Raw genomic sequence first — 24,219 nt, 5'->3', positions numbered from 1 at the left:
AAGAAAGGAATCTGGTACATGAGTTCTGGAAAGTTCACGCTGTTCCGCCATGATGGTCATGGCAACGTGGTGCCCTGCGCGGACGTCACCTATCGTGTCCGCGATGTACTGCATGGCTTCGCCGTCGTGGCATCCGGCACGACCGACAGCCACGGCGACACCGATCCTGTGACGCTGCCGGAGCGTACGCAGACCCCGGCACCGCCGGCCCTCCCCAGCTGGCGCAGAGGCTGGCCGAACCTCGGCGCCGGGCCGGCCGGCCTGAAGCTGCCCTGGCCGCGGCGCAACGTGCCGGACGCAGCCGCCGGGGCCGGGCAGGGCGCCCGCCTGCCGCAGAGTGAGCATCGATACCAGCTGCAGGTCCGCGATGACGCCAGCGGCGAGTGGACCGATCCGCTGTTGCATCCGGACTGCCATGAGCCCGCGCAGCTGGGCCCCTGGAGCGAAGATCCACGGGCCGACGCGTCGCTGCGGCCTGCGTTGCAGGTACGGCGGCTGCGGTTGCGGCCGTTTCACCAGCTGCAGTTGCAGCGGCAGAGCCCGCCAACACCGGTGGCGGAGGCCGGCTTTGTGGGCTACCGCCGCGACCGCGATGGAACTGAGGTGGTTGCCCTCGACGTGCACGGGCGGCCGGTCCGTGGCGTAACGGATATGCAGGGGATGACCCCGCGCCTGTTCTGCGAACAGGATCTGCGGCTGGTGTTCACCCTGCCGGGCAGCCGCAGCGAACTGCGCAGCGCGCTGTCCGAGCCACGGGTGGTCGGGCAACCGCGCCTGGTGCCGGTGGTGCCGGTGAAGATGCATGCGGTGGTGAGCGGCCCCGGCGAAGGCGCCACGCTGGAGCTGGCCGGGAAGATCAGTGCACCGGCGCTGCTGAATGTGGCCGACGAAGAACTCCTGCTGCTGACGCCCGAGGTCTGGGAGGAGTTCCGCGAGGTTGCGCGATCCATTGAAGGCAGCCTCTCAGCCGTGCCGCGCGCCCGCTGGCAACTGGAGGAGGCGCTGGCCGGCCGCAGCCTGGAAGCGGTGGCCCAGGCCGAGAAGAACCTGGGCATGGCCGAGGACCGTGCAGCGGCCATGCTCAACGGGAACTTCGCCCGAAAGACAGACCTGGTTGAAGTGATCACCTTTGAAAGCTACAGCCGCAAAAGCGACGGCCAGCCACAGCAGGAGGTGGGCCTTCGCCGCAACTACCTGCCGCGGTTCAAATACGATGAATTCAAAGGCCGTCGGGTGATGGGCGTGCCTACCCACGTGGATGTGGGCATGTCGACACGCGCGGGCGACAGCGCGATGTCCGTGGGTAGCGCGGCCCGGCAGAAGGGGCCGGCCTTCCAGAACTTTGATTCACGCAAGTTCATGCAGTCGCTGATGACGATCAAGGCGCAGATCGGCCGAAGCGTGAAGGCGCCGAACATCCAGTTCGACCTTATCGAGCTGGGTGGGAACCAGTTCTCCGAGCTGGTGCGCGCGTCGGAGACCTACTCGGTGGAGACCTCCGCGCAGTGGCTGCGGTTTGTGGCGGGTGCCGGGGCCAGTGCCCAGGCGGAGTGGGATCCCCTGCACCGCAAGGCCAGCGCCAAGGTCGATGCGGGTGCACATTACAAACTGGCGCTGTTTGAAGCAAAAGCCGTGCATACGTGGTCGATTCCCTCGCGTACCGGGTGGATGCAGCGCTACGGCGATATCGACCTGGGCGCGATCGTATTCCAGATGTCGCTGGAACTGCACGGCTTTGCCGGCGTGAAGCGGGCGTTGATGGGCGCTGCCGGCGTGAGCATTGACCGTGGTGCTGCCAAGGTCGAGGCGCAGCCGCGCGATCGTGACGACAGTTTTGTACCCAGCTTCGATATCGTGCGCGGCATGCCGCGAGCCGACATGGGCGATCCACCGGACGAAGAGGGTCGGCCGTCGAGACGCGTGGTGATGGCTGCGGTGGGCGAGAAGCCGCCGGAGACCTTGAATGGCATGCAGGTGAATGCGGAAGCCTTCGTAGGTGTTGAGGCGGGTTTGACGCCTGCGGGTGAACTGCAATGGCTGCCGCCCCAGCAGGGAACACCGGTAACGCTTGCGAAGTTGAGTTTGGATACGGCGGGTTCTGCAGGCGTGGGCGCCAAGGCGCAGCTGTATGTGTACTACGCGAAGGGGCGTTTCCGGATCAAGGTCAGTGCGCGGCTGTGCTTGGGCATCGGCTGCAGAGGGGCGCTGGATTTCGTGGTGGGGGTGGAGGGGATGCTGGAGTTTGCCAAGTGGGTGTACTACCAGTTGGCGCACGCTGGGTTTAGGGAGTTGTTGTTCTTTGCAGACAACGTTCTTGGCTACCTGGCCAGGTTGGAGCTCCTACGGATTTCAAGTGATAGGCCCATAAGTCAGTATCTGCTCTCCAGGCTTGAAACGGCGCAGGATACGGCGAAGGCCACGATTAGGCGGCTTGCCACTGCCGAGAGTCGAGCCAAGCTTGTGCGGCGCATCAACTCTGCGCCGACCGAAGGTCAGGCTGGATCCGGCCCATGGCTTGTGTATGCGACGCCAATCACCAGGGGCATGATTCTCTATGCCATCACCCGCCACGACTGGATGACGCACATGAAGAATCCAGCAGAATTCGAGGGGGTGCTTGACCCGCAATTGCACTACCTTCCCGATCACAAGAGAGCTGTTATTCGGGTGATAAAGGGCATCAGCCTCGTTAGTGAGTGGCAGGCCATGTTCCAGCACATGACTGCCGACGGCGAGCCCAGCGGTGAAGAGGTGGGCAAGCTTGAAGGTGATGTTATGAAGTTCCTGAACTATGGGCGCTCGTTGGCCGATGATCTCAGATCAAAAGTTATCGATCCAATCAATGCGGATGCCGATGTGCCATCAGAGGGGCTGGGAAGCAGCTACCTTGAGCAGTTCATTGCCCATCGCAGGAGGCTGTTGGGGCGCTTTCCGAAGGGGTACGAAGTGACCCAGTTGCAGACGATGGATGTAGATGCGTTGCTGGCGCTTGAAGGGCGGGAGGCGGCTACATTCGCGAGTATCGATGGTGACTACCTCAGACCCCGGGATCATGAACAGCGGTCTGTTGCCGCATCCGGTCGCCCCATTCCGTCAGCAACCGCCTCCTAGCTCGCTGTCGTTGCTGCTTAGGAGACGAAGCAGTGGCGAAGGTCAGTCGCAGCTGACGCTACCCACCACCTGGGGCGGAAGGGGCAGTAGCCGCACAGCGAAATCTGTTTGCGCTGTTTGGATTGAACTTCAGCTTTCCCTCTTCGGATAGCAATGGATTTGGCCCGGGATCAGGGTGTCGCTTGAATCTCGTGAACGTCATCGACACGATGAAAAGCGAATCCCCACCGCGATCACTGTGACTTCGTTGCACTTTCTCCTCGCCGCTCGTCGGTCCGCGTGGATCATTGGTGTCAGACATGGCGTACGGATCCTGGTACCAGTCAAAGACCCATTCAAATCCATGATCGATCATGTCGTATAGACCCAGCGGGGTAGGTGGGTACTGACCTAATGGTGTGGGTCCAGACATGTAGCCATGCTGCGACGCGTAGCGGGTGATCGTCTTGTAATCCCCAACATTCCGACCGTTGTCGACGCTGCCATCATCGGTGGGCCAGATCACGAACTGGCCCCGGTTACGTGCTGCGTACTCCCACTGCGCCTCCGTCGGAAGCTCCATCTTGCGTCCGATCAGTTCTCCCACCCATCCGCAGTAGTGCTGCGCGGCCTCCCAGCTCACGCCGACGGGTAGATCGTCCGGTAGGTTCCGGTACTCCAGATCCATCGGATACTGTGCGGTACGAGGTTGTCCCGTTGCATCGGTGTAGACGTCGAAGTCGGCGTAGGTGATCTTCTTCGCACCGATTGCGTAGCTGCTCAATGTCACCTCGCGCAGCACGTCGTCGTTGCGCCTGCCGCTGTAAGGCATCTTCGCGCGCGGATCGATGGGGCCGAAATCACCCATGATGAAGGTGCCGCCTTCCACCTCCACAAGGCCCTTCTTGGTCTTTTGCGACAGTGCTTCGATGCGCGCTGTGAGCTCAGGAGAGTGCTTCTGGGGCGTTTTGACGGTCGAACTTTGGCACGCCGTCAGCAGAAGTGCTGTTGGCACAAGTGATTTCAGAAGGACGGGTCGAAGAGGCGGCATGAGAATCACCGATCAGTTCTGGATGGACTGAATCAGCGTAGCAATGCCTGGATACAGGGGGCACTAGTGACAGGGATGAGGGGCGTGAAGCGGTGCTTCCCGAAGGACGCGGAGACGCGTCTGCTGCGCAGCGGAATTTGTTTGCCCGATTGGGGTTGAACTCATGCCTTGCATCTTCCGGAAGGTACAGATCGGGGCCAGGATCAGGCGGCGCTTGGAATCGCGTAAACGTCATCGACACGATGAAAAGCGAATCTCCACCACGATCACTGTGACTCCGTTGCACCTTCTGCTCGCCGTGCATCGGTCCGCGTGGATCATTGACGTCAGAGATATCGTACGCATCCTGGTACCAGTCATAGACCCACTCGAAGCCATGATCGATCATGTCATACAAGCCCAGTGGCGTGGGCGGGTACCGGCCCAGAGGTGCCGGCCCATTTGTGAAGCCGTGCTGGGATCCGTAGCGGTTTATGGTTTTGTAATCCCCAACATTCCGCCCATTGTCGACGCTGCCATCATCGGTGGGCCAGATCACGAACTGGCCTCGGTTACGTGCTGCGTACTCCCACTGGGCCTCCGTCGGAAGTTCCATCTTGCGTCCGATCAGTTCTCCCACCCATCCACAGTACTGCTGCGCGGCCTCCCAGCTCACGCCGACGGGCAGGTCGTCCGGTAGGTTCCGGTACTCCAGATCCATCGGATACTGTGCGGTACGAGGTTGCCCCGTCGCATCGGTGTACACATCGAAGTCGGCGTAGGTGATCTTCTTCGCACCGATCGCGTAGCTGCTCAGTGTTACCTCACGCAGTACGTCGTCGTCGCGCTCACCGCTGTAAGGCATCTTTGCACGCGGATCGATGGGGCCGAAATCACCCATGATGAAGGTGCCGCCTTCCACCTCCACAAGGTCTTTTTTGGTCTTTTGCGACAGTGCTTCGATGCGCGCTGTGAGCTCAGGTGAGTGCTTCTGGGGCGTTTTGACGGTCGAACCTTGGCACGCCGTCAGCAGAAGTGCTGTTGGCACAAGGGATTTCAGAAGGACGGGTCGAAGAGGCGGCATGAGAAGCACCGATCAGTTCTGGATGGACTGAATCAGCGTAACAACGCTGCCGCAAGGCGCGTGGCGGCTCCACGGCTCAGGCATCGCGCCAGGTGCAGCCGGGTACGGCTGGTCGCTTCGTAATCAAGGGCTGCCGATGGGCAGCGCCAACCAAGATTGGCGTCCACCGATATGTCCCGCTACGGTCGCAGCGGATGCCCACCAAGGTGGGCATCTACCGGGAGCGAAACCGCAATCCGACCCGCGCGCCGCCGATCGGGGCGGTATCGATCACCAATGCCGCACCATGCCGCTGTGCGATCTCTGCCACGATCGCCAGCCCCAGACCGCAGCCGTCGCCCTCGCTGCTGGCCCGGTAGAAGCGTTCCGTGACACGCCCGCGCTCGGCCTCGGCGATGCCGGCGCCGTCGTCGTCCACCCAGACCTGCAGGCCTTCGGCGTCCTGCTGCAGGCCAAGCGTGATCACCCCGCGCACGCTGCCATAGCGCAGCGCATTGTCCAGCAGATTGCCAAGCGCTTCGCGCAGGAGCTGCGGATCACCCTGGATCGCCACGCCCTCGTCGGGCCCGTCGTAACCCAGGTCTACGCCTGCGGCCAACGCCCTGTCCGCATAGCGCTCCACCACGCCGCGCGCCAGCACCGCCAGATCCACCGGCTGCAGCGGCAACGCGCTGCCCTGCGGATCTTCGGAACGGCTGAGCATCAGCAGCTGGTTGACCAGGTGCTGCAGCCGCGCCAGCCCGGCCAGCGTGCCGGACAACGCCAGCTGCTGCGCCTGCGGATCATGCTGGCGCAATGAACTCTCCAGTTCCACCTGCATTGCCGCCAACGGCGTGCGCAGCTGATGCGCGGCATTGCTGACGAAACGCCGTTGCGCGGCCTGCATCGCGTCCAGGCGCTGCAGCAGCGCGTTGTAGGCCTCTACCGCCGGCCACAGTTCGCGCGGCGCCTCCTGTGCAGGCTCCAATGGCGCCAGCGGGTCCGGGCGAGGGCTGGCCAAGCGGCGTGCCACCTGGTTGGCATGGCGCGCGGCGGCGCCGGTACCCGACCACGCCAGCCACGCCGCCAGCGCGAGAATCGCAGCCTGGAACGGGATGCTGGTCATCAGCAGCTTGCGCTCCAGCCGGTGGCGCTTGCGCAGTGTTTCGGCCACGCGTAGCCGGATCTCGTGGCCGGGCCCGGCGCTGACCACTACTTCGACCATGCGCACCGGCTGCCCACGCAGTCGTGCGTCGTAGTAGACGGCCTCGCCATCACCTCCAGCGGCAACGGCAGGGCGGGGCAATGCTTCGGGCAGGTCACCGTACAGGCGTCCGCCCCCGGCATCGACCACTTCGCCATGCACTTCGTCGGTGGTGTCCCACGTGAACATGCGTGACACCGCCGGCGTGATCTCGATCGAGGCGCGTCCATCCTGCACCTCTACCAGTTCGGACAGCGACATCGCCGAGTCCAGCAGCCAGCGGTCGTAGACCTGGCCAGCGTAGAAGCGCGCGAGTGCGAATGAACCCACCGCGCTGCACAGCATCAACACCAGCAGCGGCAACCACAGGCGCCGCAGCAGCAGGCCGCGCAGGCTGTGCACGCGCTCAGTCACCGCCGGCCTCCAGCCGGTAGCCGAGCCCGCGCAGCATGCGGATGCCAACGCCGGCACGCGCCTGTTCCAGCTTGCGGCGCAGGCGGCTGACATGCACTTCAATCACCGACAGGTTGGCCTCGTGGTCCCAGCTGTACAGCGCATCGAACAGGCGCTGCTTGGTGACGGTGCGGCCGGGATGCTGCATCAGCGCCTCGACCAGCGCCAGCTCACGCGCGGTCAGCTCGACACGCTGGCCATCGACCTGCGCCTCGTTGCGGATGCTGTCGAAGCACAGCCGGCCCAGCCGCTTCTGCGCCGGTGCATCGCTGCGGCGGCGTGACAGCGCACGCAGCCGCGCTTCCAGTTCGCCCAGTGCGAAAGGCTTGGCAAGGTAGTCATCGCCACCGCGGTCGAGGCCAAGAATGCGATCGTCGATGCCATCGCGCGCGGTCAGGATCAATACCGGCAGGGTGACACCGTCGTTGCGCAACCGCGACAGCAGGTCGAGGCCATCGACATCGGGCAGCGACAGGTCGAGCACCATCACGTCATACGGCGCGCTGGCCAGCGCGGCCGGCGCATGCAGCCCGCGCGAAAGGTGATCGCACAGATGCCCGGCGCCCTGCAGGGCACGGATCAGTCCATCGGCCAGGGCGGCGTCGTCTTCAATCAGCAGGATTCGCATTGCAAGCTTCGTGCAAGGTTGGGGCAAGTTTGGCGCAAGTGCGTCACCTTACCGTGACGCGCATGAATTTCTCCTCTCGACTTGCGGCTGTGCTGGCCGCCCTCGTGTGCGCGCCCGCAGCTTCGGCGCTGTCCCTGGCGGACGCGCAGCGCGCCATGGAGGCGCACAACCCGGACCTGCGTGCGGCGGCACTGGAGCTGCGTGGCGTGCAGGGGGATGCGCAGACCGCTGCCCTGCGGCCCGCAGCCGAGTTGTCGATCGGCAGCAGCAAGATCAGCCCCAAGCATGGCATCGGCCCCGGCCGCTGGCAGGACAAGCGGGTGGACAGCACGTTGGGTGTGGGTTGGACCTGGGAGCGTGGTGGCAAGCGAGCGCTGCGCATCCGCCAGGCGGACGCGTTGCTGCAGGTGGCCGGGCTGGAAATGCTCGATACCCGGCGCCGCCAGCAGGTGGCGCTGCACGAGGCCTATTTCGGCCTGAAGAGCGCGCAGGAGCGGGCGCAGATTGCCGAGGCCAACCGCCAGAGTTCGACCGAACAGATGGCCGCAGCGGACAAGCAGGTCGCAACCGGGGCGATGGCGCCGGTCGATCGTGCGCGGTTGGCGGTGGACGATCTTGCCGTGGCCGATGCCGCGCGCGAGGCGGCGCTGGATCTGCGTGACGCCCGGCACGCGCTGGCGCTGCTGCTCGGCAGTGATGACAGCAGCAGTCTCAGTGCCGACGACCCGTGGCCCGACACACGCAGTGTGGCCGCCACGCGTGCGTTCGATCCGCAGCAGCGTGCCGATCTGCGTGCGGCGCACTCGCGGTTGGCCGCCGCCGATGCCGGTGTGGCGCTGGCGCGCAGCGAGCGCCACCGCGACATCCAGCTGGGGGTGGAGGCCGAGCGCGAGCCGACCGACATCAGCGGTGTCACCTGGGGGGTGTCGTTGACCATTCCTCTGGGTGGACCGTCGCGCGCACGCGGTGCCATCCAGCGCGCCGAAGCGGATCGGGACAGTGCCGCACTGGAACTGCAGGTGCTGCAGCGCGAAGCGCGCGCCGAACTGGACCAGCTGCAGGCCAGCGCGCAGTTCGCCGCGCAGCGCCGCAGCGACTACGAAGGGCTGCAGTCCAATGCCGCGCGCAAGGCGGTGCAGGGCATCGAGCTGGCCTACCGCCGCGGTGCCGCCAGCCTGACCGACCTGCTGGATGCGCGCCGCAGCTGGCGCGACTTCGAGGCCGCGCTGATCGAGGCGCGTGCCGACCATGCCATTGCCCTGGCGCGCTGGGAAGCCGCCACATCCGCTGCCGAAGGAGAGTCCCGATGAAGTCCACCGTTGCCCATCGCCCGCGCGCGCGCCATGCGCTGCTGCCGGTGTTGCTGGCACTGGCCCTGCTCAGTGGCTGTGGCCGCGAGCCGGCGTCGTATACCGAAGATGCGCCGCAGGTCAGTGCCGGCCAGATCCAGTTCCCGGCCGACAGCCGCCAGCTGGACGTGCTGCGCAGCGAGGCGGTCACCGCCGGTGCCAGTGCCAGCCTGCAGCTGCCGGGCCGTGTGGTCTGGGATGAGACCCGCTCCAGCGCATTGCGCACGCCGCTGCCGGGGCAGGTCGCGCGCATCGAGGCGCAGCCGGGCCAGCGGGTAAAGGCGGGCCAGGTCATCGCCTGGATCACTTCGCCGGAGTTCGGCCAGGCCCAGGCGGAGGGCGCACGGGGCCGCGCCGAGCTGCAGCAGGCGCGCAAGGAGCTGCAGCGCACCCGCGAGCTGCACGCCGCTGGCGTGGCGTCCGGGCGCGAGCTGGACGAGGCCGAGGCCAACTTTGCTGGCAGCCAGGCCGATCATGCGCGCGCAACCGCCTTCGCCAAGGCCTATGGCAACGGCCAGCACGTCGACCAGCGCCTGCCGCTGCGCGCGCCCATCGAGGGCGTGCTGGTGGAACGGCGGATGAGCCCGGGCATGTCGGTCAGCCCCGACAGCGAACAGCCGCTGGCGGTGATCGGCGATCCAGATCGCCTGTGGCTGCTGCTGGACATTCCCGAAAGCCTGGCCGGGCGATTGAAGGCCGGCATGCCGGTGAGCGTGCCCGGCGCCGATGGCAAACCCCTGCAGGCCACGCTGCAGCATGTGGATGACTTCGTCGACAGCGAGCGTCGCGTGGTCCAGGCCCGCGCCGAGCTGGACAACCGCTCGCGTGGATTCAAGGCCGGGCAGTATGTGCGCGCACAGGTGGCGCTGCCGGCCGAGGGCGGCGTCTCGCTGCCGGATGCGGCGGTGCTGTTGATCAACGGCACGCAGGTGGTGTTCGTGGAGGAGGGCAAGGGCCGCTTCGTGCGCCACGCCGTGCATGCCGAAGAACTGGGCGATGGCCGCCTGTGGGTGCGTGAGGGCCTGGCGGCAGGCAGCAGGGTGGTGGTCGAAGGTGGCCTGCTGCTGCAGCAGCTGGTCGACAGTGCGCCGACGGCGGCCAGCAGCGGCACGGGGCACGCCGCCCCATGATCGATCGCCTGATTGCCTACTGCCTGCGCCAGCCGCTGATGGTGATGCTGGCGCTGCTGTTGTTCATCGGCGCGGGTATCGCCGCGTTCCGCGTGCTGCCGGTGGAAGCCTTCCCTGACGTGTCCGATACCCAGGTGACGGTGGTCTCGCTGCACCCGGGCCGCGCTGCCGAAGAGGTGGAGCGCGAGGTGACGATGCCGCTGGAGGTGGCGCTGTCCGGCATCCCGCATTCGGTGCGGGTGTTCTCGCATACCCAGTTCGGCCTGTCGATGATCATCCTGACCTTCGATGACAAGGCCGATGACTACTTCGCGCGCCAGCAGGTGCTGGAACGCCTGCAGGGCGTGGAGCTGCCGGAAGGAGTGACGCCGGAGCTGGAGGCGATGAGCTCGGCGGTGGGCGAGATCTACCGCTACGTACTGAAAGGTCCGCACCTGACCTCGACCCAGCTGCGCACCGTGCAGGAATGGACGATGGAGCGCAGCCTGCGCACCGTGCCGGGCGTGGCCGACGTGATCAGCTTCGGTGGCTTCGCGCGCACCTTTCAGGTCAAGCCGGACCTGGACAAGCTGCGCGACCGCGGCATCAGCCTCGGTGAGTTCGCCGAGGCACTGGAGAAAGGCAGTTCGAATGCCGGCGGCGGTTACGTGGAGCGTGGCCAGCAGCAGTTCCTGATCCGCGGCGTGGGCCTGATGCGCTCGCCGGCCGACATCGGCAACGTGGTGGTCGGGCAGCGCGGTGGTACGCCGATCCTGGTACGCGACCTGGCCAGCATTGCTGACACCGGGCTGCCGCGGCAGGGCCTGGTCGGGCAGGATGACAACGACGATGCGGTGTTCGGCATGGTGCTGATGCGCAAGGGCGAGAATCCGTCCGACGTGCTCGACGCCTTGCATGCGCGCATCGCCGAGATCGAGGCGAACCAGTTGCCGGCCGGGGTCAGCATCGAGCCGTTCTACGACCGCTCCTGGCTGGTCTCCACTACGCTGAAGACGGTGTTCCGCAACCTGCTGGAAGGCGCCGTGCTGGTGTTCCTGGTGCTGTGGCTGTTCCTGTACAACGCCCGCGCGGCGCTGATCGTGGCGGCGATGATGCCGCTGGCCCTGCTGTCGACCTTCCTCGGCCTGCACCTGTGGGGCGTGCCGGCCAACCTGCTGTCGTTGGGGGCGATGGACTTCGGCATCATCATCGACGGTGCGGTGATCGTCACCGAGCACATCGTCTCGCGGCTGTCGAAGCTGCCCCCCACGGCAGACAGGAAGACGCGCTTCTCGACCATCCTTTCAGCGGCATCGGAAGTGGGGCGGCCGACGTTCTTCTCGATGATGATCATCATCGCCGCGCATATCCCGATCTTCACCCTGCAGCGCCAGGAAGGCCGCATGTTCGCGCCGATGGCCTATTCGGTGACCTCGGCGTTGATCGGTGCGTTGATCCTGGCGCTGACCGTGGTGCCGCTGTTCTGCTACTGGTGGCTACGGCGCGACCGCATGCGCGACGGCAATCCGCTGATGGACCGCCTGACCGGGTGGTACAAGCCGGTGCTGGAGCGTGCGCTGGCCCGCCCGCGTGCGGTGGTGCTGACCGCGGCGGCGTTGCTGGTCGGCACACTGGCGCTGGGCACGCGGCTCGGCTCGGAGTTCCTGCCCGAGCTGGACGAGGGTTCGATCTGGTTGACCGCCACGCTCGACCCCAGCACCAGCCTGGCCGAGGCGCAGCAGCAGTCGCGGCGCATCCGCGAACTGGTCGGCACGTTCCCGCAGGTATCGACGGTGGTGGCCAAGCTGGGCCGCCCGGAAGATGGTTCCGATGCCAAGGGCGCCAACCAGATCGAGGCGTTGGTGGCATTGAAGCCGGAGAAGGAATGGCCGAAGGGCGTGGACAAGCGGCAGCTGGTGAGCGACCTGCAGCGCACGCTGGAGCAGCGCATACCGGGGCCGGAATTCTCGATCTCGCAGCCGGTGCGCGACAACATCCTGGAGAGCATTTCGCAGATCAAGGGGCAGGTGGTGATCAAGGTCAGCGGCTCGGACCTCGACGTGCTGAACCGGCAGGCCCAGGCGATTCTCGGCCAGGTGCGCGGCGTGGACGGCGTGGAGAGTGCCTTCATCGACCGCGACGGCGCGTTGCCGCAACTGCAGATCGAGATCGACCGTGACCGCGCCGCGCGCTATGGGCTGAATGTGCGCGACATCGACGAAGTGATCGAGACCGCACTGGGCGGGCGCCAGGTCGGCGAACTGTGGGAGGGGGATCGCAGGTTCCCGATCACGCTGCGCCTGGACGATGCCGATCGTGACCTGCAGCGGCTGCGCACGGTGCCGGTGGGCATCGGTGACGGCCACGCGGTGACGCTGTCCGATCTGGCCGAGTTCCGCATGGCCAGCGGCGCGATCAACATCTCGCGCGAGAACGCGCAGCGGGTGAAGGCGGTCAGCATCTTCATCGCCGGGCGCGACATGGGCAGCGTGGTGGCCGACATGCGCAAGCGCGTGGACGCCAGCGTGCAGCTGCCGGAGGGCTACCGGCTGGAGTGGTCCGGCGAGTTCGAGAACCAGCAGCGCGCGATGAAGCGGCTGGGCTGGGTGATTCCGCTGTCGGTGCTGCTGATCTTCGTGCTGCTGTTCGATGCCTTCAAGGACATCAGCAGTGCGGCGCTGATCCTGGCCAACGTGCCACTGGCGATGATCGGCGGCATCCTGGCGCTGTGGCTGACCGGCATTCCGTTGTCGGTGTCGGCGGCGATCGGCTTCATTGCATTGTTCGGGCAAGCCGTGTTGAACGGGGTGGTGATGCTCAGTCGCTTCGCCCAGCTGCGCGAACAGGGCATGGACCTGCTGCAGTCGGTGGTGCAGGGTTCGCTGCAGCGCCTGCGCACGGTGCTGATGACCGCGCTGCTGGCGATGTTCGGCCTGCTGCCGATGGCGACCTCGCACGCGATCGGTGCCGAGACCCAGAAGCCTTTGGCGGTGGTGGTGATCGGCGGCCTGCTGTCGGCGATGCTGCTGACCCTGCTGGTGCTGCCCACGCTGTACTACTGGGTGCACCGCCGCCGCGAGGCGCGGTAGATGCCCACCTTGGTCGGCACGCGCGGAACGCCCACCAAGGTGGGCGACTACCGGTGTGCCGTGCCCTGGTAGATGCCAACCTTGGTTGGCATGCGCCAAGGCGGCCACCCAGCGGGCGACGAACAGCGTGCCGTGATCTGGTAGATGCCAACCTTGGTTGGCATGCGCCAAGGCGGCCACCCAGCGGGCGACGAACAGCGTGCCGTGCTCTGGTAGATGCCAACCTTGGTTGGCATGCGCCAAGGCGGCCACCCAGCGGGCGACGAACAGCGTGCCGTGATCTGGTAGATGCCAACCTTGGTTGGCATGCAGCACCGGCCCACGGCGGACAATCGTGCATAATCAGCCGACACCATCCGGATAGCCGAACAATGGACCGCTTTACGGCCATGCGCGCCTTCGTCCGTATCGTCGAGCGCCGCAGTTTCACCCGCGCCTCCGAGGATCTTGGCCTGCCACGGGCCACGGTGACCGACGCGATCAAGGCGCTGGAGCAGCGCTTGGGCGTGCGCCTGTTGAACCGGACCACGCGACTGGTGGCACCGACCCTGGAGGGTGAAGTCTTCTACGGTCGTTGCCTGCGACTGATCGCCGACATGGACGACGCCGAGGCCGCATTCCGTGACGTGCCACCGCGTGGCCCGCTGCGCATCGAGGTGCATGGCACGCTGGGCCGGCATCTGCTGTTTCCGCACCTGCCGGACTTCCTGCAGCGCTACCCGGACATCGAGCTGGACGTCAGTGAGGGAGACCGTTATGTCGACCTGCTGCGCGAAGGCGTGGATGCGGCGATCCGGGTCGGCACGCTGGCCGACAGCGACCTGGCGGCGCGACGGTTGACGCTGCTGCGCGAGGTCACCGTGGCCTCGCCGGGCTATGTGCAGGCCCGGGGCCTGCCCGTGGATATCGACTCGCTGAAGAACGGCCACGACATGGTCGGCTATCGCTCCAGCGCCACTGGCCAGCTGATTCCCCTGGAGTTCCAGCAGGACGGGCAGGTCCGGTACGTGCCGTTGCCGGCGCGGGTGCTGGTGTCCGGTGCGGATGCGTTCCTCGGCGCTGCGCTGGCAGGGCTGGGCATCATCCAGGCACCGCGTTACCGCATGGATCCGTACATTGCGCGGGGCGAGTTGGTCGAACTGCTGCCGCAGATGCCGCCAACGCCGAGCCCGCTGAACCTGGTCTACCCGCGCAACCGCACGCCCTCGCCGCGGTTGCGGGTGTTCATCGACTGGGTGGCGGCGCTGTTCGATCGGGCGGGGTAGTGCCGGCCGCTGGCCGGCGTCCGCATTGCATCGTGCAGGCCCGGGTTGCCGGCCAGCGGCCGTCATTACCGCGCCTGCCCGATCCAGGCCGAGGGCGAACAGCCAAGCACGCGACGGAACGCCGCGCTGAACTTGCTGGGGTTGGCGTATCCGCTGGCCAGGGCGACCTCGGTGACGTTGCGGCCCTGCGCCAGCGCGGCGCCGGCCCGCTGCATGCGGTGCCGGGTCAGGAACGCATACGGTGGCAGACCGGTAGCGGCGCGCAGCGCGCGGCTGAAGCTGGACGGCTGCATCTGCACGGCGGCAGCCAACTGGGTGACGCCCAGCGGCTGGCCCTGCTGTGCATCGATGTAGTCCTTCAGCTGCAGCAGCCGTTGTGCCGACAGGGGTGTGGCGGTGCCGCCCACCTCGCGCCGTTGGCCGGCAAGCTGGCCCAGGCGATGCAGCAGCACCTGCGCGCCGTGTTCGAGAAAACCGGGCAGGCACGCACCGGCCTGCGCGCTGCACCACAGCGCCTGTAGCACCGAGGCCACCACCGGGTCGTGGTGAAGCCGCGCCGCCAGCGGTTGCAGGTGCTGCAGCGTGGGCGCGTCATGTGGGTACGCGTGGGTGTCGATGGCAATGCCGAGCACGTCGACGGCGGGGCTGGCGTAGGTGCCGCTGTCGCCAGGCAGGACCAGGTTGAACTGGCCCGGTCGCCACGGGGCCTGCAGCACGCCGGTGAGCGTGCGCTGCTGCAACCACCCTCCGCCGGCCATGGCCATGCCCAGGCGCAGTTGCCGCGGATGGCCCATCTCGCCTTCGCTGGCCTCGAAGCGGTGGCGCAGCAGGAGCACCGCCCCGTCCGGGCTGACGTGGGCGGCCGCAGGCTGGGGGCCGGTTTCGCGCAGCAGCTGGTCGGCGAGGGCGGGCATCACGGATCCGGAAATGGAGCGGCGCTGCCGCGAATGGAGTGGCGGGATGGCGCGAATGTTACAGAATAACACTATTGACCCGCGCTGCCGCCGCCCGCGCGTCCGCCTTTCCATCCGTTGAGGTCTGTCCGTTGAAGTCGTCCACGCCTGCTGCCGCCCTTGTTGCGGCATCCCTGCTCATTCCTGCCATGCCCGCGCTTGCCCAGCAGGCCGACCCGGCCACGCTTGACGGTGTCCGTGTCACCGGCTCCAAGCGCGATACCCCGTACCTGAAGAGCGACCTGTCGGTCACCGTGCTTGATCGGCAGGCGCTGAAAGAGGCCGGTGTCACCGAGTTCCGTGACCTCGACAAGCTCGCACCGAACGTGAAGTTCAATGCGATGGGCCAACTGAGCAACATGTTCATCTCGATCCGCGGCATCGAGTCCAATCCGTTCCTGGTCAACCGAGCATCGGTCTACATCGATGGCATTCCGTTCCGTGAACTGAGCAATGCCGTGCTCAACCAGGTCGAGTCGGTGGAGGTGCTGCGCGGGCCGCAGGGCACGCTGTACGGGGCCAACAGCGAGTCCGGCCTGGTGCTGGTGCGCACGCGCGGTCCGGCCGATGCGCGCGAAGGCGAACTCAATGTGCGCAGTACCTGGTTCGGCAATGGCAACGGCACGGCACTGGACGGCTTCCTGGCCGGCCCGTTGAGCCACGATGGCCGCCTGTCCGGCTCGGTGGCGTTCATGGGCTCGGACGAGGATGCCTACCTGAAGAACCTCACGCCCTCCGGGGCGCGCGGCAGGGTGGGCGAGGGCTACCTGCAGGGCAAGCTGCGCTGGCGGCCGAGCGACTATGTTTCGGTGAATGCACTGGCCTACCATCTGCGCACCCGCGCGCCGGGCATGTTCGAGTACGAGTACCTGCCACTGGATACCGGCCTGTACAACCGCACCTACGGCACCTCGCTCAACGGCGGCCGTCGCGCCGGTGATTTCACCTACATCAATGACGCGCCCAAGCGCACCGCGAAAGATGAGTCGGTGGCGGGCCTGAGTGCGCAATGGCAGCTGCAGGCCGGCACGCTGGACGTGGCCGCCTCCTGGCGGAACGAGGAAGTGACCTCGGCCGGCTACGACTTCGACATGACCCAGAGCGCGGCACTGGCAGGCCGCATCTACGACCGGAAGAACGAATGGACGGCCGAGGCGCGCTTCAGTTCGCCCAGTGACCAGGCGCTGACCTGGATGGCCGGTGTGTCTACCTACCGCAACAGCAAGGATTCGATCCTGGGTACGTTCGTCGGCCCTGCGCTGCGCGGGCTGGACAGCTACAACCTGGCGCCGCGGCAGACCTCGAAGGGGGAGGACTACAGTGTGTTCGCCACCGCCAGCTACACCTTCCCGTCGCTTCCGCAACTGACCGCAAGTGCGGGCCTGCGCCATGAGCAGGCGCGGCGTTCCACCGAGCAGCGTGCCGGTGCGCTGGATCTGGGTGCCGGCGGCCGCGTGCTGTACCGCGATGCCGCGCTGGCGCATACCTTCTCGGCGACGCTGCCGCGGGTGTCGCTGCGTTACGACGCCACCGACGACCTGTCGTTCTATGCGGCCTCGGCCAAGGGCTACATTCCGGGCGGCTTCAACCTGGCCGCAGCGCAGAGCGATGTGGTCAACGACAAGGTGCTGCGCTATGAGTCCGAGCGCATGTGGAGCCATGAGCTGGGCTTCAAGATGAACCTGGCCGGCGGCCGTGGCCACATCGGCGGTGCGCTGTTCCACATCACCTCGGACAACTGGCAGGAGATCCAGGTGGCCACCGATGCCAACGGCCGCCCGATCTCGTCGGACTACGTGGGCTCGGATGCGTCGATCCGTTCGCGCGGCGCGGAACTTGAAGGCGTGTTCGAGGTGATGCCCGGCTTCACCCTGATGGCCAATGTGGGCTATGTCGATGCCAAGTACACCAGGCTGTGGGTCAGCGTCGACCAGAACCTGGACGGCAAGCGGGTCAAGCTGACCCCGCATTACACCGGCTATCTGGCGGCGCGCTACCAGTTCGAGTCTGGCCTTTACGCGCGGCTGGAGTCGCAGTTCACCGGTTCCAGCGCGCTGGACGAGCGCAACCGCGCGTTCCAGCCGGCCGTCGCGGTGCTGGGCGTGCAGCTGGGCTATGAGCGCGGGCCGTGGAGCACACGCGTGTTCGTACAGAACCTTACCAACAAGCGCCGCATCAACGGCCTGATCTTCGACAACCTGGCGTTCGGCCGCGACGGTAATTACTACGGTCCGGTCGACAGCCCGCGCATCTTCGGCGCGGAAGTGGGCTATCGCTTCTGACGAGGCGGGCACGCCGGCCAGCGGCCGGCGCTACCGGTGGTGGTGCGGCGCGGACGGCCCGCGCTTCCAACGACAGGTAGTGCCGGCCGCTGGCCGGCATCTTCGCAGCGCTACCGGTGGCTGTGCAGAGCGCGCCGGTTGCCGATATGCGCACAGGCCAGCAGCACGCCACCGCAGGCCGTTGCCACGCCGTGCCACAGCAATGATTCCTTCAGCGGCAGATACAACGACGCCGACAGCAGCAGGCCGGCGCCCACGCAGGCCAGCCGCAGCGGCCACCTGCGGCCATGCCGGCGCAGCCCTGCCGTGGTGCTGGCCAGCGCCAGCGCCGAGGCCGCCAGCGCGAACAGCCACTCCCAGCGCGACATCACCAGCAGCAGCGTCATCGCGCCATGGCCGGGGTGCTGGAACGAGCGCAGCGCCATCATCGCGGCCGGCACGAACGCCAGCAGCAACGGCAGGGCGATGCAATGGGCGGCACAGGCCAGCGACAGCCAGGCACCTGCGAGATCGAGGCGGGGATGCCAGCGTGCCGAAGCTGGCGGCTGGGCCAGGGCCCTTGCGGGCATCGAGGGGATGTGGTCCATAATGTTACATAGTAACAATTGGAGTCTCTCCCATGAAGCTTCCTGCTGCTCTTTTCCTGCTGCTGGCTGCCAGCGCCGCGCAGGCCCATGACGTCCGCCAGCTCGGTGCGCACGTGCACGGCCAGGCCACCATTGATCTCGCGCTCGATCAGGGCGTGCTGGAACTGGCCCTGCAGGCGCCGGGTATCGGCATCCTCGATTTCGAGCGTCCGCCAGCCAACGCCGCTGAGCGGGCATCGCTGGCACGCGCCACCGCGGTGCTGAAGAGTGGCAGCTGGGTAACGCTGCCGACGGCGGCGCATTGCCGGCTGGCCAGCAGCGATGCCAGCGCCGAGGGTTTCGATGCAACCACTGCGGCACCGGCAGCCGGGCAACACCGCCACGCCGGCTTCAGCGCCAACCTGCAGTACCGCTGTGCCAATCCAGCGGCATTGCGCGCGCTGGTGATGCGGCTGCCGGCGGTATTCCCCGGCCTGCACGAGGTCATCGTCAACACCGCAACCCAACATGGCCAGGGCCGCAGTGTGCTGACCGCCACCCAGCTGCGCGTGGTACTGGCACCGTGAGCGGCGCTGCGCTGATCAGGCTGGATGAGGTGCAGTTCGGCTATGGGCTGCGCCTGGTGCTGGACATTCCGCAGCTGTGGATCGAGCAGGGCAGCAGCGTGCTGCTGCGCGGCATCAGTGGTGGCGGCAAGAGCACGCTGCTGGGACTGCTGGCCGGGGTGCTGCTGCCCGGCAAGGGCCGCGTCGAGGTGGCCGGGCAGGCGTTGCAGGCCATGCGCGGCGCCCGCCGCGACCGCTTCCGCGCCGACCACCTGGGCGTGATCTTCCAGCAGTTCAACCTGCTGCCGTTCCTCAGCGTGCGCGACAACGTTGCGTTGGGCCTGCGCTTCTCGCGCCTGCGCAGCGAGCGCATCAGCGGGCCGCTGGACGCCGAGATCGCGCGACTGCTGGGCGCCCTGCAACTGGACCCGGCGCTGATGCAGCGGCGCGCGGGCACCCTGAGTGTCGGCCAGCAGCAGCGCGTGGCGGCCGCTCGTGCGCTGATTGGCCGGCCGGCGGTGCTGCTGGCCGATGAACCGACCTCGGCGCTGGACCGGGATGCCGCCACAGCCTTCCTGCAGTTGATGTCCGCACAATGCGAGGCGGCCGGTACCACGGTGGTGGTGGTCAGCCACGACGATGGCCTGCAGCCGCTGTTCGACCGCACCATTGCGCTGGCGGAGATCAATCGCGCAGGTGAACCCCATGCTTGAGCTTGCCTGGGCCAGCCTGCGCAGCCGCGCGTTGAGTGTTGGCCTCACCGTACTGGTGATCACCCTCAGCGTGGTGCTGCTGCTGGGCGTTGAACGCGTGCGCACGCAGGCGCATGAAGGTTTTGCCAGCACGGTGTCGGGTACCGATCTGATCGTCGGTGCGCGTTCGGGGCCGGTGAACCTGCTGCTGTATTCGGTGTTCCATATCGGTGACCCGACCAACAATGTGTCCTGGCAGTCCTACCAGGAGCTGTCGGCGCTGCCGCAGGTGAAGTGGGCGGTGCCGTTGTCACTGGGTGACTCCTGGCGTGGCTACCGCGTGGTCGGCACCAGTGGCGGCTACTTCGATCACTACCGTTACGGCGCCGGTCACGCGCTGGCCTTCGCGCAGGGCCGGCCGTTCGACGATCTGTACGATGCGGTGATCGGGGCCGAAGTGGCCGCTGCGCAGCGGGTCGGCCTCGGCGATGAGATCGTGCTGGCCCACGGCACCGGCGCGGTTACGCTGGCCACCCATGCCGACAAGCCGTTCCGCGTGGCCGGCATCCTGCAGCGCACCGGCACGCCGGTGGATTCATCGGTACTGGTCTCGCTGCCGGCCATCGAGGCGATCCATGTGGACTGGCGCTCGGGTGTGCAGCTGCGCAGCCAGAGCGTCAGCGCCGAGCAGGCGCGTCACCTGGATCTGACCCCGACCAGCATCACCGCGTTCATGCTCGGCCTGAACTCGCGCATTGCCACCTTCGCGGTGCAGCGCAGGATCAACGAGTACCCGGACGAGGCGATGCTGGCGATCCTGCCGGGCGTGACCCTGCAGCAGTTGTGGCAGTCGCTGGGCACGGCCGAACGTGCCCTGCAGCTGATCAGCGCGATGGTGGTGCTGCTGGGCATGGTGTCGCTGGTGGCGCTGCTGGTTTCGACCCTGCAGGAACGGCGGCGTGAGATGGCCGTGCTGCGTGCGATCGGTGCGCGGCCGGGTTACATCGCCGCCCTGCTGGTGGTTGAAGCGGTGGCGACCAGCGCGTTGGCCTGCGTGCTCGCGCTGGCGGCGCTGGCCGTGGCCAGCCTGGCGGGCCGCGCGTGGGCGCTGGCCAGCTTCGGACTGTCGATCACCCATGTCTGGCCGGACGCTCGCGAGCTGGCGTGGATCGTCGGCGTGCTGGTGATCAGCGCGGTGGCCGGGCTGGTGCCGGCGCTGCTGGCCTATCGGCGCACGCTGGCCGATGGCCTGTCGCCGGGAGGCTGAGCATGCGCTGCTTGTGGATGCTGCCGATGCTGCTGCTCCTGACTGCCTGCGAGCGGCCGGTGGATAGCGGCGTGCAGGCGCTGCCGCCGTCGCCGGTGATCGACCGCAGTGGTGCCGTGACGGCGGGCACGGCTGAAGAACAGGAGCTGGACTGGCTGCAGATGATGCCCGGCGATGAGCTGGCCGCGCTGGAGCGGGGCGAGGGCCCCGAGGTCGAACACAACGGCAACCGGCGCATGCCGCAGTTCGGCACCTTCCGCACCGTGGACGCGGTACTGGAACGACCGGTGCGCCTGCCGGGCTACGTGGTGCCGCTGGCCAACGCGCAGGATGGGCGCCTGACCGAGTTCCTGTTCGTGCCGTATTACGGCGCCTGCATCCACGTGCCGCCGCCACCGCCCAACCAGATCGTGCACGTGCTGCTGCCACGCCCGATCGAAATGCCGGACATGTACTCGCCGTACTTCCTGGCCGGCACCCTGAGCGCAGAGCGGCTGGACGACGACCTGGCCGGTTCTGCCTACACCATGCGCGATGCGCATCTGAGGCCCTATGAACCGTGAGCACGTTGGCATGCTGGTGGGCTGCCTGTGCCTGGCTGGCTGTACGCAGCCGGTGCCGACCGCCGCACCTGTCAGCCCCGCGCAGACCGCGCATTCCGCGCAGCCAACGGTGGCCGATGCTCCCATCAACCGCTGGGATGCGCTGCGGCCCGATGAAGTGACCTATCAGCGGCCGCCGCCGCAGATCGGCCTGTCACGCAATGGCATGGACGGCGTGGGCGGTTTGATCGACGACACCGGTTCCGGCACGCCGCCGGGGCAGGAGATCGACCATTCCAGCCCCGACCGCGCCAGGCAGTTCGGCTCGTCGCAGGTGGTCGATGCCGCCGATGGCCGCGCCGTGGATCTGGACGGCTACGTGGTGCCGCTGGGTACCAACGACGCCGGCCTGGTCGACGAACTGCTGTTCGTGCCGTTCTACGGCGCCTGCATCCATGTGCCGCCACCACCGCCGAACCAGATCATCCATGTGACCCTGGCCACGCCGATCGCGCTCGGCGACCTGTGGGACCCGTACCGGCTGGCCGGCCGCCTGCAGGTGAAGCGCTTCGATGCGGATATCGCCAGCGCGTCCTACGACGCCGCAGCGGCAACGCTGACGGCGATCCACAATTGATGCGCGCGCGCTGGGTCATCGTTGCGAGCATGCTGGTGTGCGGCGTGGTGTTGGCCGTGTGGTGGCATCGGCGCGCCGCGGTCTCCGAGCCGCCGGCGATCGCGTTCCCGGCGCCCGCGGCGGATGCGCGCCAGCGCATCGAACAGCGCCTGATCGAAGAACCGGCCTTTCGCAACGACGTGCTGTTCCTGTTGGCGGCCACGCTGCGTGATCGCTGCCAGCCAGCACAGGCGGGGCTGCTGGCGCGCATGGCCAATCGTGCGTCGCTGCCGGTGCTGGCGGCGGTCAGCGCGGTGACCCAGCAGGATCCCACGCTCGACCGGCCGATCTACCAGTACATCCAGCATCGCGCCGATGCCCTGCGCTGTGGCCAGCCGTTGCAGATGCCGCTGGCGGCGGGCCGCAGCATGGACGTGGACATCGAGCAGTACGCGCGCACCTTCCCCGACAGTTACTTCGATCCGCAGCGCAGCAGTGAACCACGTGACTTCGCTGGCCTGTCGTTGCAGCAGCGCGCCGGCAATGCCTGCAACAGCGTGGTGTATTCGGTGCTGCCGCTGGGCGGCACCGACTGGCGTTGCAGCAGCCTGCGCGCCAATGCACGCGGGCGGGTGCGCGGCCTGTGCGAGGACGAACTGCGCCGCCAGCACGGCGGCATCGGTGGCGAGCTGGACATGGCCGTGGGGCAGGGCATGCAGGCGGCCGTGGTGTCCGCGATTGCCGCATTGCCGGAAGACTGCCGGTGAGTGTTTACCCGTAGAGCCAGGCCATGCCTGGCTGGGGCGTCCGGTCGAACAGGCTAGCCGCTACAGAAGCTGAACCGGTCGATTTCGAAGCTCATAACTATACCGGATATCCGGTATAGTTATGCCGGTATTTCATCCCCACCAGGTTCTCCCATGGCTCTGTCCCAGCCCTTGGCCGGTGCTCCGGCCCTGTCGCGCGCCCGTCGCTGGGCGCTGTTGTTCACCGTTGCCGCCGGCCTGCTGCTGGTCACGCTGGACAACTCCGTGCTCTACACCGCGCTGCCCACACTTACTGAAGAACTGTCGGCCAGTGCCGGCCAGGCACTGTGGATCATCAATGCCTATCCGCTGGTGATGGCCGGCCTGCTGCTCGGCGCCGGCACGCTCGGCGATCGCATCGGCCACCGCCGCATGTTCCTGATCGGCCTGGTGGTGTTCGGCGTTGCTTCGCTGGCTGCGGCATTCGCGGATAGTGCCGCGCAGCTGATCGCTGCGCGCGCGTTCCTGGCGGTCGGTGCGGCGGCGATGATGCCGGCCACGCTGGCGCTGATCGGCCTGAGCTTCCACGAAGAGCGCGAGCGCAACATCGCCATCGCGATCTGGGGCTCGGTGGCGATCGTCGGCGCCGCGCTCGGCCCGATCATCGGTGGCTGGCTGCTGCAGCATTTCTGGTGGGGCTCGGTGTTCCTGATCAACGTGCCGGTGGTGGTGGTCGCCTTCGTGGCCACGCTGCTGCTGGCGCCGGAAGGCCAGCGCGATACCTCGCGCCCATGGGATCTGGTGTCGTCGGTGCTGGCGCTGGCTGCGCTGTCCGGGTTGGTGCTGGCGATCAAGTCGCTGATCGCCACGCCGCCGTCGTACGCGCTCGGTGCCGGCGCGCTGCTGCTGGCGGTCATCAGCGGTGCGGCGTTCGCGCGGCGCCAGCAGCAGCTGCCGTACCCGCTGCTGGACTTCGCGATCTTCCGCAATCCCGCGTTCCTGGCCGGCACGCTGTCGGCGGTGTTCACCCTGTTCGCGATGGCCGGCCTGCAGCTGGTCACCACCCAGCGCTTCCAGCTGGTGGCGGGCTTCACCCCGTTGCAGGCGGGCCTGCTGGTCTCGGTGGCGGCGCTGGGCAGCCTGCCCAGCGCGTTGCTGGGCGGCAGCATCCTGCACCGGGTCGGCCTGCGTCCGCTGATCTGCGGTGGCCTGGCCGCAGGCGCGGTGGGTGTCGGCGTGGTTGCGTTCGGCTTCCCGCACGGCCTGGGCTGGGTGGTGGCCGGCATGGCCATCACCGGCTTTGGCATGGGCTCGGCCATCTCGGTGGCGTCCACCGCCATCCTCAATAATGTGCCGGCGCACCGTGCGGGCATGGCCTCGTCGGTGGAGGAAGTCTCCTACGAATTCGGTGGCCTGCTGGCGGTGGCGATGCTGGGCAGCCTGAGCGCGGCGATGTACAGCGCCTTCCTGCCGGCCTCGGCCGACATGCCGGCGCTGGCACGCGAGGGCTTCACCCAGGCCCTGCATGTGGCACGCGAGAGCGGGCAGAGCGAGTGGTTCACGCTGGCCACGGCTGCGTACGACCGCGGCTACCAGATCGTGCTGCTGGTGATCACGGTGATGCTGGCGGTCGGTGCGACGATCATCGCGCGCCTGCTGCGCGGCCGAGTCGGCAGCCGCGAGGGCGCGGCCGATCGCGTAAAATGATG

At 67.2% G+C, this 24,219-nt stretch carries 19 protein-coding genes; 13 read left to right on the top strand and 6 right to left on the bottom strand.

Translation table 11 applies throughout. The features are described from left to right. Window positions 1-18: 18 nt before the first annotated feature. Window positions 19-3,111, top strand: a complete 3,093-nt coding sequence (locus N5C18_RS14610) for a DNA repair protein (RefSeq protein ID WP_279944900.1) — start codon at window positions 19-21, stop codon at window positions 3,109-3,111. 58 nt (window positions 3,112-3,169) lie between these two features. On the opposite strand, the gene N5C18_RS14605 is transcribed toward N5C18_RS14610, so the two are convergent. From N5C18_RS14605 to N5C18_RS14590, 4 genes are all read right to left on the bottom strand, one after another. Beyond that, window positions 3,170-3,985, bottom strand: a complete 816-nt coding sequence (locus tag N5C18_RS14605) for an SUMF1/EgtB/PvdO family nonheme iron enzyme (protein ID WP_279944899.1) — start codon at window positions 3,983-3,985, stop codon at window positions 3,170-3,172. 49 nt (window positions 3,986-4,034) lie between these two features. Then, the gene (locus tag N5C18_RS14600; RefSeq protein ID WP_279944898.1) at window positions 4,035-5,168 is read right to left on the bottom strand and encodes an SUMF1/EgtB/PvdO family nonheme iron enzyme; all 1,134 of its coding nucleotides are present in this window, start codon (window positions 5,166-5,168) and stop codon (window positions 4,035-4,037) included. Between the two features lie 250 nt (window positions 5,169-5,418). Then, window positions 5,419-6,801, bottom strand: a complete 1,383-nt coding sequence (locus tag N5C18_RS14595) for a sensor histidine kinase (protein ID WP_279944897.1) — start codon at window positions 6,799-6,801, stop codon at window positions 5,419-5,421. Further along, window positions 6,794-7,468 (bottom strand): response regulator, encoded by a 675-nt coding sequence (locus tag N5C18_RS14590; protein ID WP_053511655.1) that lies wholly within the window; start codon window positions 7,466-7,468, stop codon window positions 6,794-6,796. The genes N5C18_RS14595 and N5C18_RS14590 overlap by 8 nt, the downstream gene beginning before the upstream one ends. Before the next feature lie 62 nt (window positions 7,469-7,530). Here N5C18_RS14590 and N5C18_RS14585 point away from each other — a divergent pair, with 62 nt between their 5' ends. The 4 genes from N5C18_RS14585 to N5C18_RS14570 all read left to right on the top strand — a co-directional run bounded on the left by N5C18_RS14585 (window position 7,531) and on the right by N5C18_RS14570 (window position 14,280). Beyond that, a complete protein-coding gene (locus tag N5C18_RS14585; protein WP_279944896.1) occupies window positions 7,531-8,778 on the top strand; it encodes a TolC family protein in 1,248 nt (415 codons plus the stop codon). Beyond that, the gene (locus N5C18_RS14580) at window positions 8,775-9,947 is read left to right on the top strand and encodes an efflux RND transporter periplasmic adaptor subunit (protein ID WP_279944894.1); all 1,173 of its coding nucleotides are present in this window, start codon (window positions 8,775-8,777) and stop codon (window positions 9,945-9,947) included. The genes N5C18_RS14585 and N5C18_RS14580 overlap by 4 nt, the downstream gene beginning before the upstream one ends. Continuing rightward, window positions 9,944-13,015: a CusA/CzcA family heavy metal efflux RND transporter gene (locus N5C18_RS14575; RefSeq protein WP_279944893.1), complete on the top strand. Its 3,072-nt coding sequence runs from the start codon at window positions 9,944-9,946 to the stop codon at window positions 13,013-13,015. The genes N5C18_RS14580 and N5C18_RS14575 overlap by 4 nt, the downstream gene beginning before the upstream one ends. A 371-nt stretch (window positions 13,016-13,386) precedes the next feature. Continuing rightward, the gene (locus N5C18_RS14570) at window positions 13,387-14,280 is read left to right on the top strand and encodes a LysR family transcriptional regulator (RefSeq protein ID WP_279944892.1); all 894 of its coding nucleotides are present in this window, start codon (window positions 13,387-13,389) and stop codon (window positions 14,278-14,280) included. Window positions 14,281-14,345: 65 nt separating this feature from the next. Here N5C18_RS14570 and N5C18_RS14565 read toward each other — a convergent pair whose 3' ends face one another. Beyond that, on the bottom strand, window positions 14,346-15,194 hold the full coding sequence (locus tag N5C18_RS14565; RefSeq protein ID WP_279944891.1) for a helix-turn-helix transcriptional regulator: 849 nt from the start codon (window positions 15,192-15,194) through the stop codon (window positions 14,346-14,348). A gap of 188 nt (window positions 15,195-15,382) precedes the next feature. Between N5C18_RS14565 and N5C18_RS14560 the strand changes: the two genes are divergently transcribed. Next, window positions 15,383-17,515 carry a TonB-dependent receptor gene (locus tag N5C18_RS14560; protein ID WP_279944890.1) on the top strand — a complete coding sequence of 711 codons (2,133 nt, stop codon included), beginning with the start codon at window positions 15,383-15,385 and terminating at the stop codon, window positions 17,513-17,515. A gap of 110 nt (window positions 17,516-17,625) precedes the next feature. Here N5C18_RS14560 and N5C18_RS14555 read toward each other — a convergent pair whose 3' ends face one another. Further along, the gene (locus N5C18_RS14555; protein ID WP_279944889.1) at window positions 17,626-18,102 is read right to left on the bottom strand and encodes a MerC domain-containing protein; all 477 of its coding nucleotides are present in this window, start codon (window positions 18,100-18,102) and stop codon (window positions 17,626-17,628) included. Between the two features lie 32 nt (window positions 18,103-18,134). Between N5C18_RS14555 and N5C18_RS14550 the strand changes: the two genes are divergently transcribed. From N5C18_RS14550 to N5C18_RS14520, 7 genes are all read left to right on the top strand, one after another. Then, window positions 18,135-18,668, top strand: a complete 534-nt coding sequence (locus N5C18_RS14550; protein ID WP_279944888.1) for a DUF2796 domain-containing protein — start codon at window positions 18,135-18,137, stop codon at window positions 18,666-18,668. Continuing rightward, window positions 18,665-19,360, top strand: a complete 696-nt coding sequence (locus N5C18_RS14545; protein WP_279944887.1) for an ATP-binding cassette domain-containing protein — start codon at window positions 18,665-18,667, stop codon at window positions 19,358-19,360. Before N5C18_RS14550 ends, N5C18_RS14545 begins: the two co-directional genes overlap by 4 nt. Further along, window positions 19,353-20,606 (top strand): ABC transporter permease, encoded by a 1,254-nt coding sequence (locus N5C18_RS14540; protein ID WP_279944886.1) that lies wholly within the window; start codon window positions 19,353-19,355, stop codon window positions 20,604-20,606. Before N5C18_RS14545 ends, N5C18_RS14540 begins: the two co-directional genes overlap by 8 nt. A gap of 2 nt (window positions 20,607-20,608) precedes the next feature. Then, entirely contained in the window at window positions 20,609-21,169 is a 561-nt protein-coding gene (locus N5C18_RS14535) for a DUF3299 domain-containing protein (RefSeq protein ID WP_279944885.1), read from the top strand. After that, entirely contained in the window at window positions 21,159-21,785 is a 627-nt protein-coding gene (locus N5C18_RS14530; RefSeq protein ID WP_053509222.1) for a DUF3299 domain-containing protein, read from the top strand. The genes N5C18_RS14535 and N5C18_RS14530 overlap by 11 nt, the downstream gene beginning before the upstream one ends. Then, complete coding sequence (locus tag N5C18_RS14525) at window positions 21,785-22,531, top strand: hypothetical protein (RefSeq protein WP_279944884.1); 747 nt, start codon at window positions 21,785-21,787, stop codon at window positions 22,529-22,531. The genes N5C18_RS14530 and N5C18_RS14525 overlap by 1 nt, the downstream gene beginning before the upstream one ends. 153 nt (window positions 22,532-22,684) lie before the next feature. Further along, complete coding sequence (locus N5C18_RS14520; protein ID WP_164241006.1) at window positions 22,685-24,217, top strand: MFS transporter; 1,533 nt, start codon at window positions 22,685-22,687, stop codon at window positions 24,215-24,217. The last annotated feature ends 2 nt before the right edge of the window (window positions 24,218-24,219 follow it).

Source organism: Stenotrophomonas sp. GD03930 (assembly GCF_029839665.1).
GTDB classification, from domain to species: domain Bacteria; phylum Pseudomonadota; class Gammaproteobacteria; order Xanthomonadales; family Xanthomonadaceae; genus Stenotrophomonas; species Stenotrophomonas forensis.
Note: the sequence above shows the minus strand (reverse complement) of the source record. Positions and strands in the feature narration are given on the sequence as shown.

Coding starts and splice junctions, on each gene's coding strand:
- N5C18_RS14530 (WP_053509222.1), top strand. CDS start 21,159: ATGAACCGTGAGCACGTTGGCATGCTGGTGGGCTGCCTGTGCCTGGCT.
- N5C18_RS14525 (WP_279944884.1), top strand. CDS start 21,785: ATGCGCGCGCGCTGGGTCATCGTTGCGAGCATGCTGGTGTGCGGCGTG.
- N5C18_RS14575 (WP_279944893.1), top strand. CDS start 9,944: ATGATCGATCGCCTGATTGCCTACTGCCTGCGCCAGCCGCTGATGGTG.
- N5C18_RS14535 (WP_279944885.1), top strand. CDS start 20,609: ATGCGCTGCTTGTGGATGCTGCCGATGCTGCTGCTCCTGACTGCCTGC.
- N5C18_RS14570 (WP_279944892.1), top strand. CDS start 13,387: ATGGACCGCTTTACGGCCATGCGCGCCTTCGTCCGTATCGTCGAGCGC.
- N5C18_RS14580 (WP_279944894.1), top strand. CDS start 8,775: ATGAAGTCCACCGTTGCCCATCGCCCGCGCGCGCGCCATGCGCTGCTG.
- N5C18_RS14520 (WP_164241006.1), top strand. CDS start 22,685: ATGGCTCTGTCCCAGCCCTTGGCCGGTGCTCCGGCCCTGTCGCGCGCC.
- N5C18_RS14560 (WP_279944890.1), top strand. CDS start 15,383: ATGCCCGCGCTTGCCCAGCAGGCCGACCCGGCCACGCTTGACGGTGTC.
- N5C18_RS14610 (WP_279944900.1), top strand. CDS start 19: ATGAGTTCTGGAAAGTTCACGCTGTTCCGCCATGATGGTCATGGCAAC.
- N5C18_RS14590 (WP_053511655.1), bottom strand. CDS start 7,468: ATGCGAATCCTGCTGATTGAAGACGACGCCGCCCTGGCCGATGGACTG.
- N5C18_RS14550 (WP_279944888.1), top strand. CDS start 18,135: ATGAAGCTTCCTGCTGCTCTTTTCCTGCTGCTGGCTGCCAGCGCCGCG.
- N5C18_RS14540 (WP_279944886.1), top strand. CDS start 19,353: ATGCTTGAGCTTGCCTGGGCCAGCCTGCGCAGCCGCGCGTTGAGTGTT.
- N5C18_RS14555 (WP_279944889.1), bottom strand. CDS start 18,102: ATGGACCACATCCCCTCGATGCCCGCAAGGGCCCTGGCCCAGCCGCCA.
- N5C18_RS14565 (WP_279944891.1), bottom strand. CDS start 15,194: ATGCCCGCCCTCGCCGACCAGCTGCTGCGCGAAACCGGCCCCCAGCCT.
- N5C18_RS14585 (WP_279944896.1), top strand. CDS start 7,531: ATGAATTTCTCCTCTCGACTTGCGGCTGTGCTGGCCGCCCTCGTGTGC.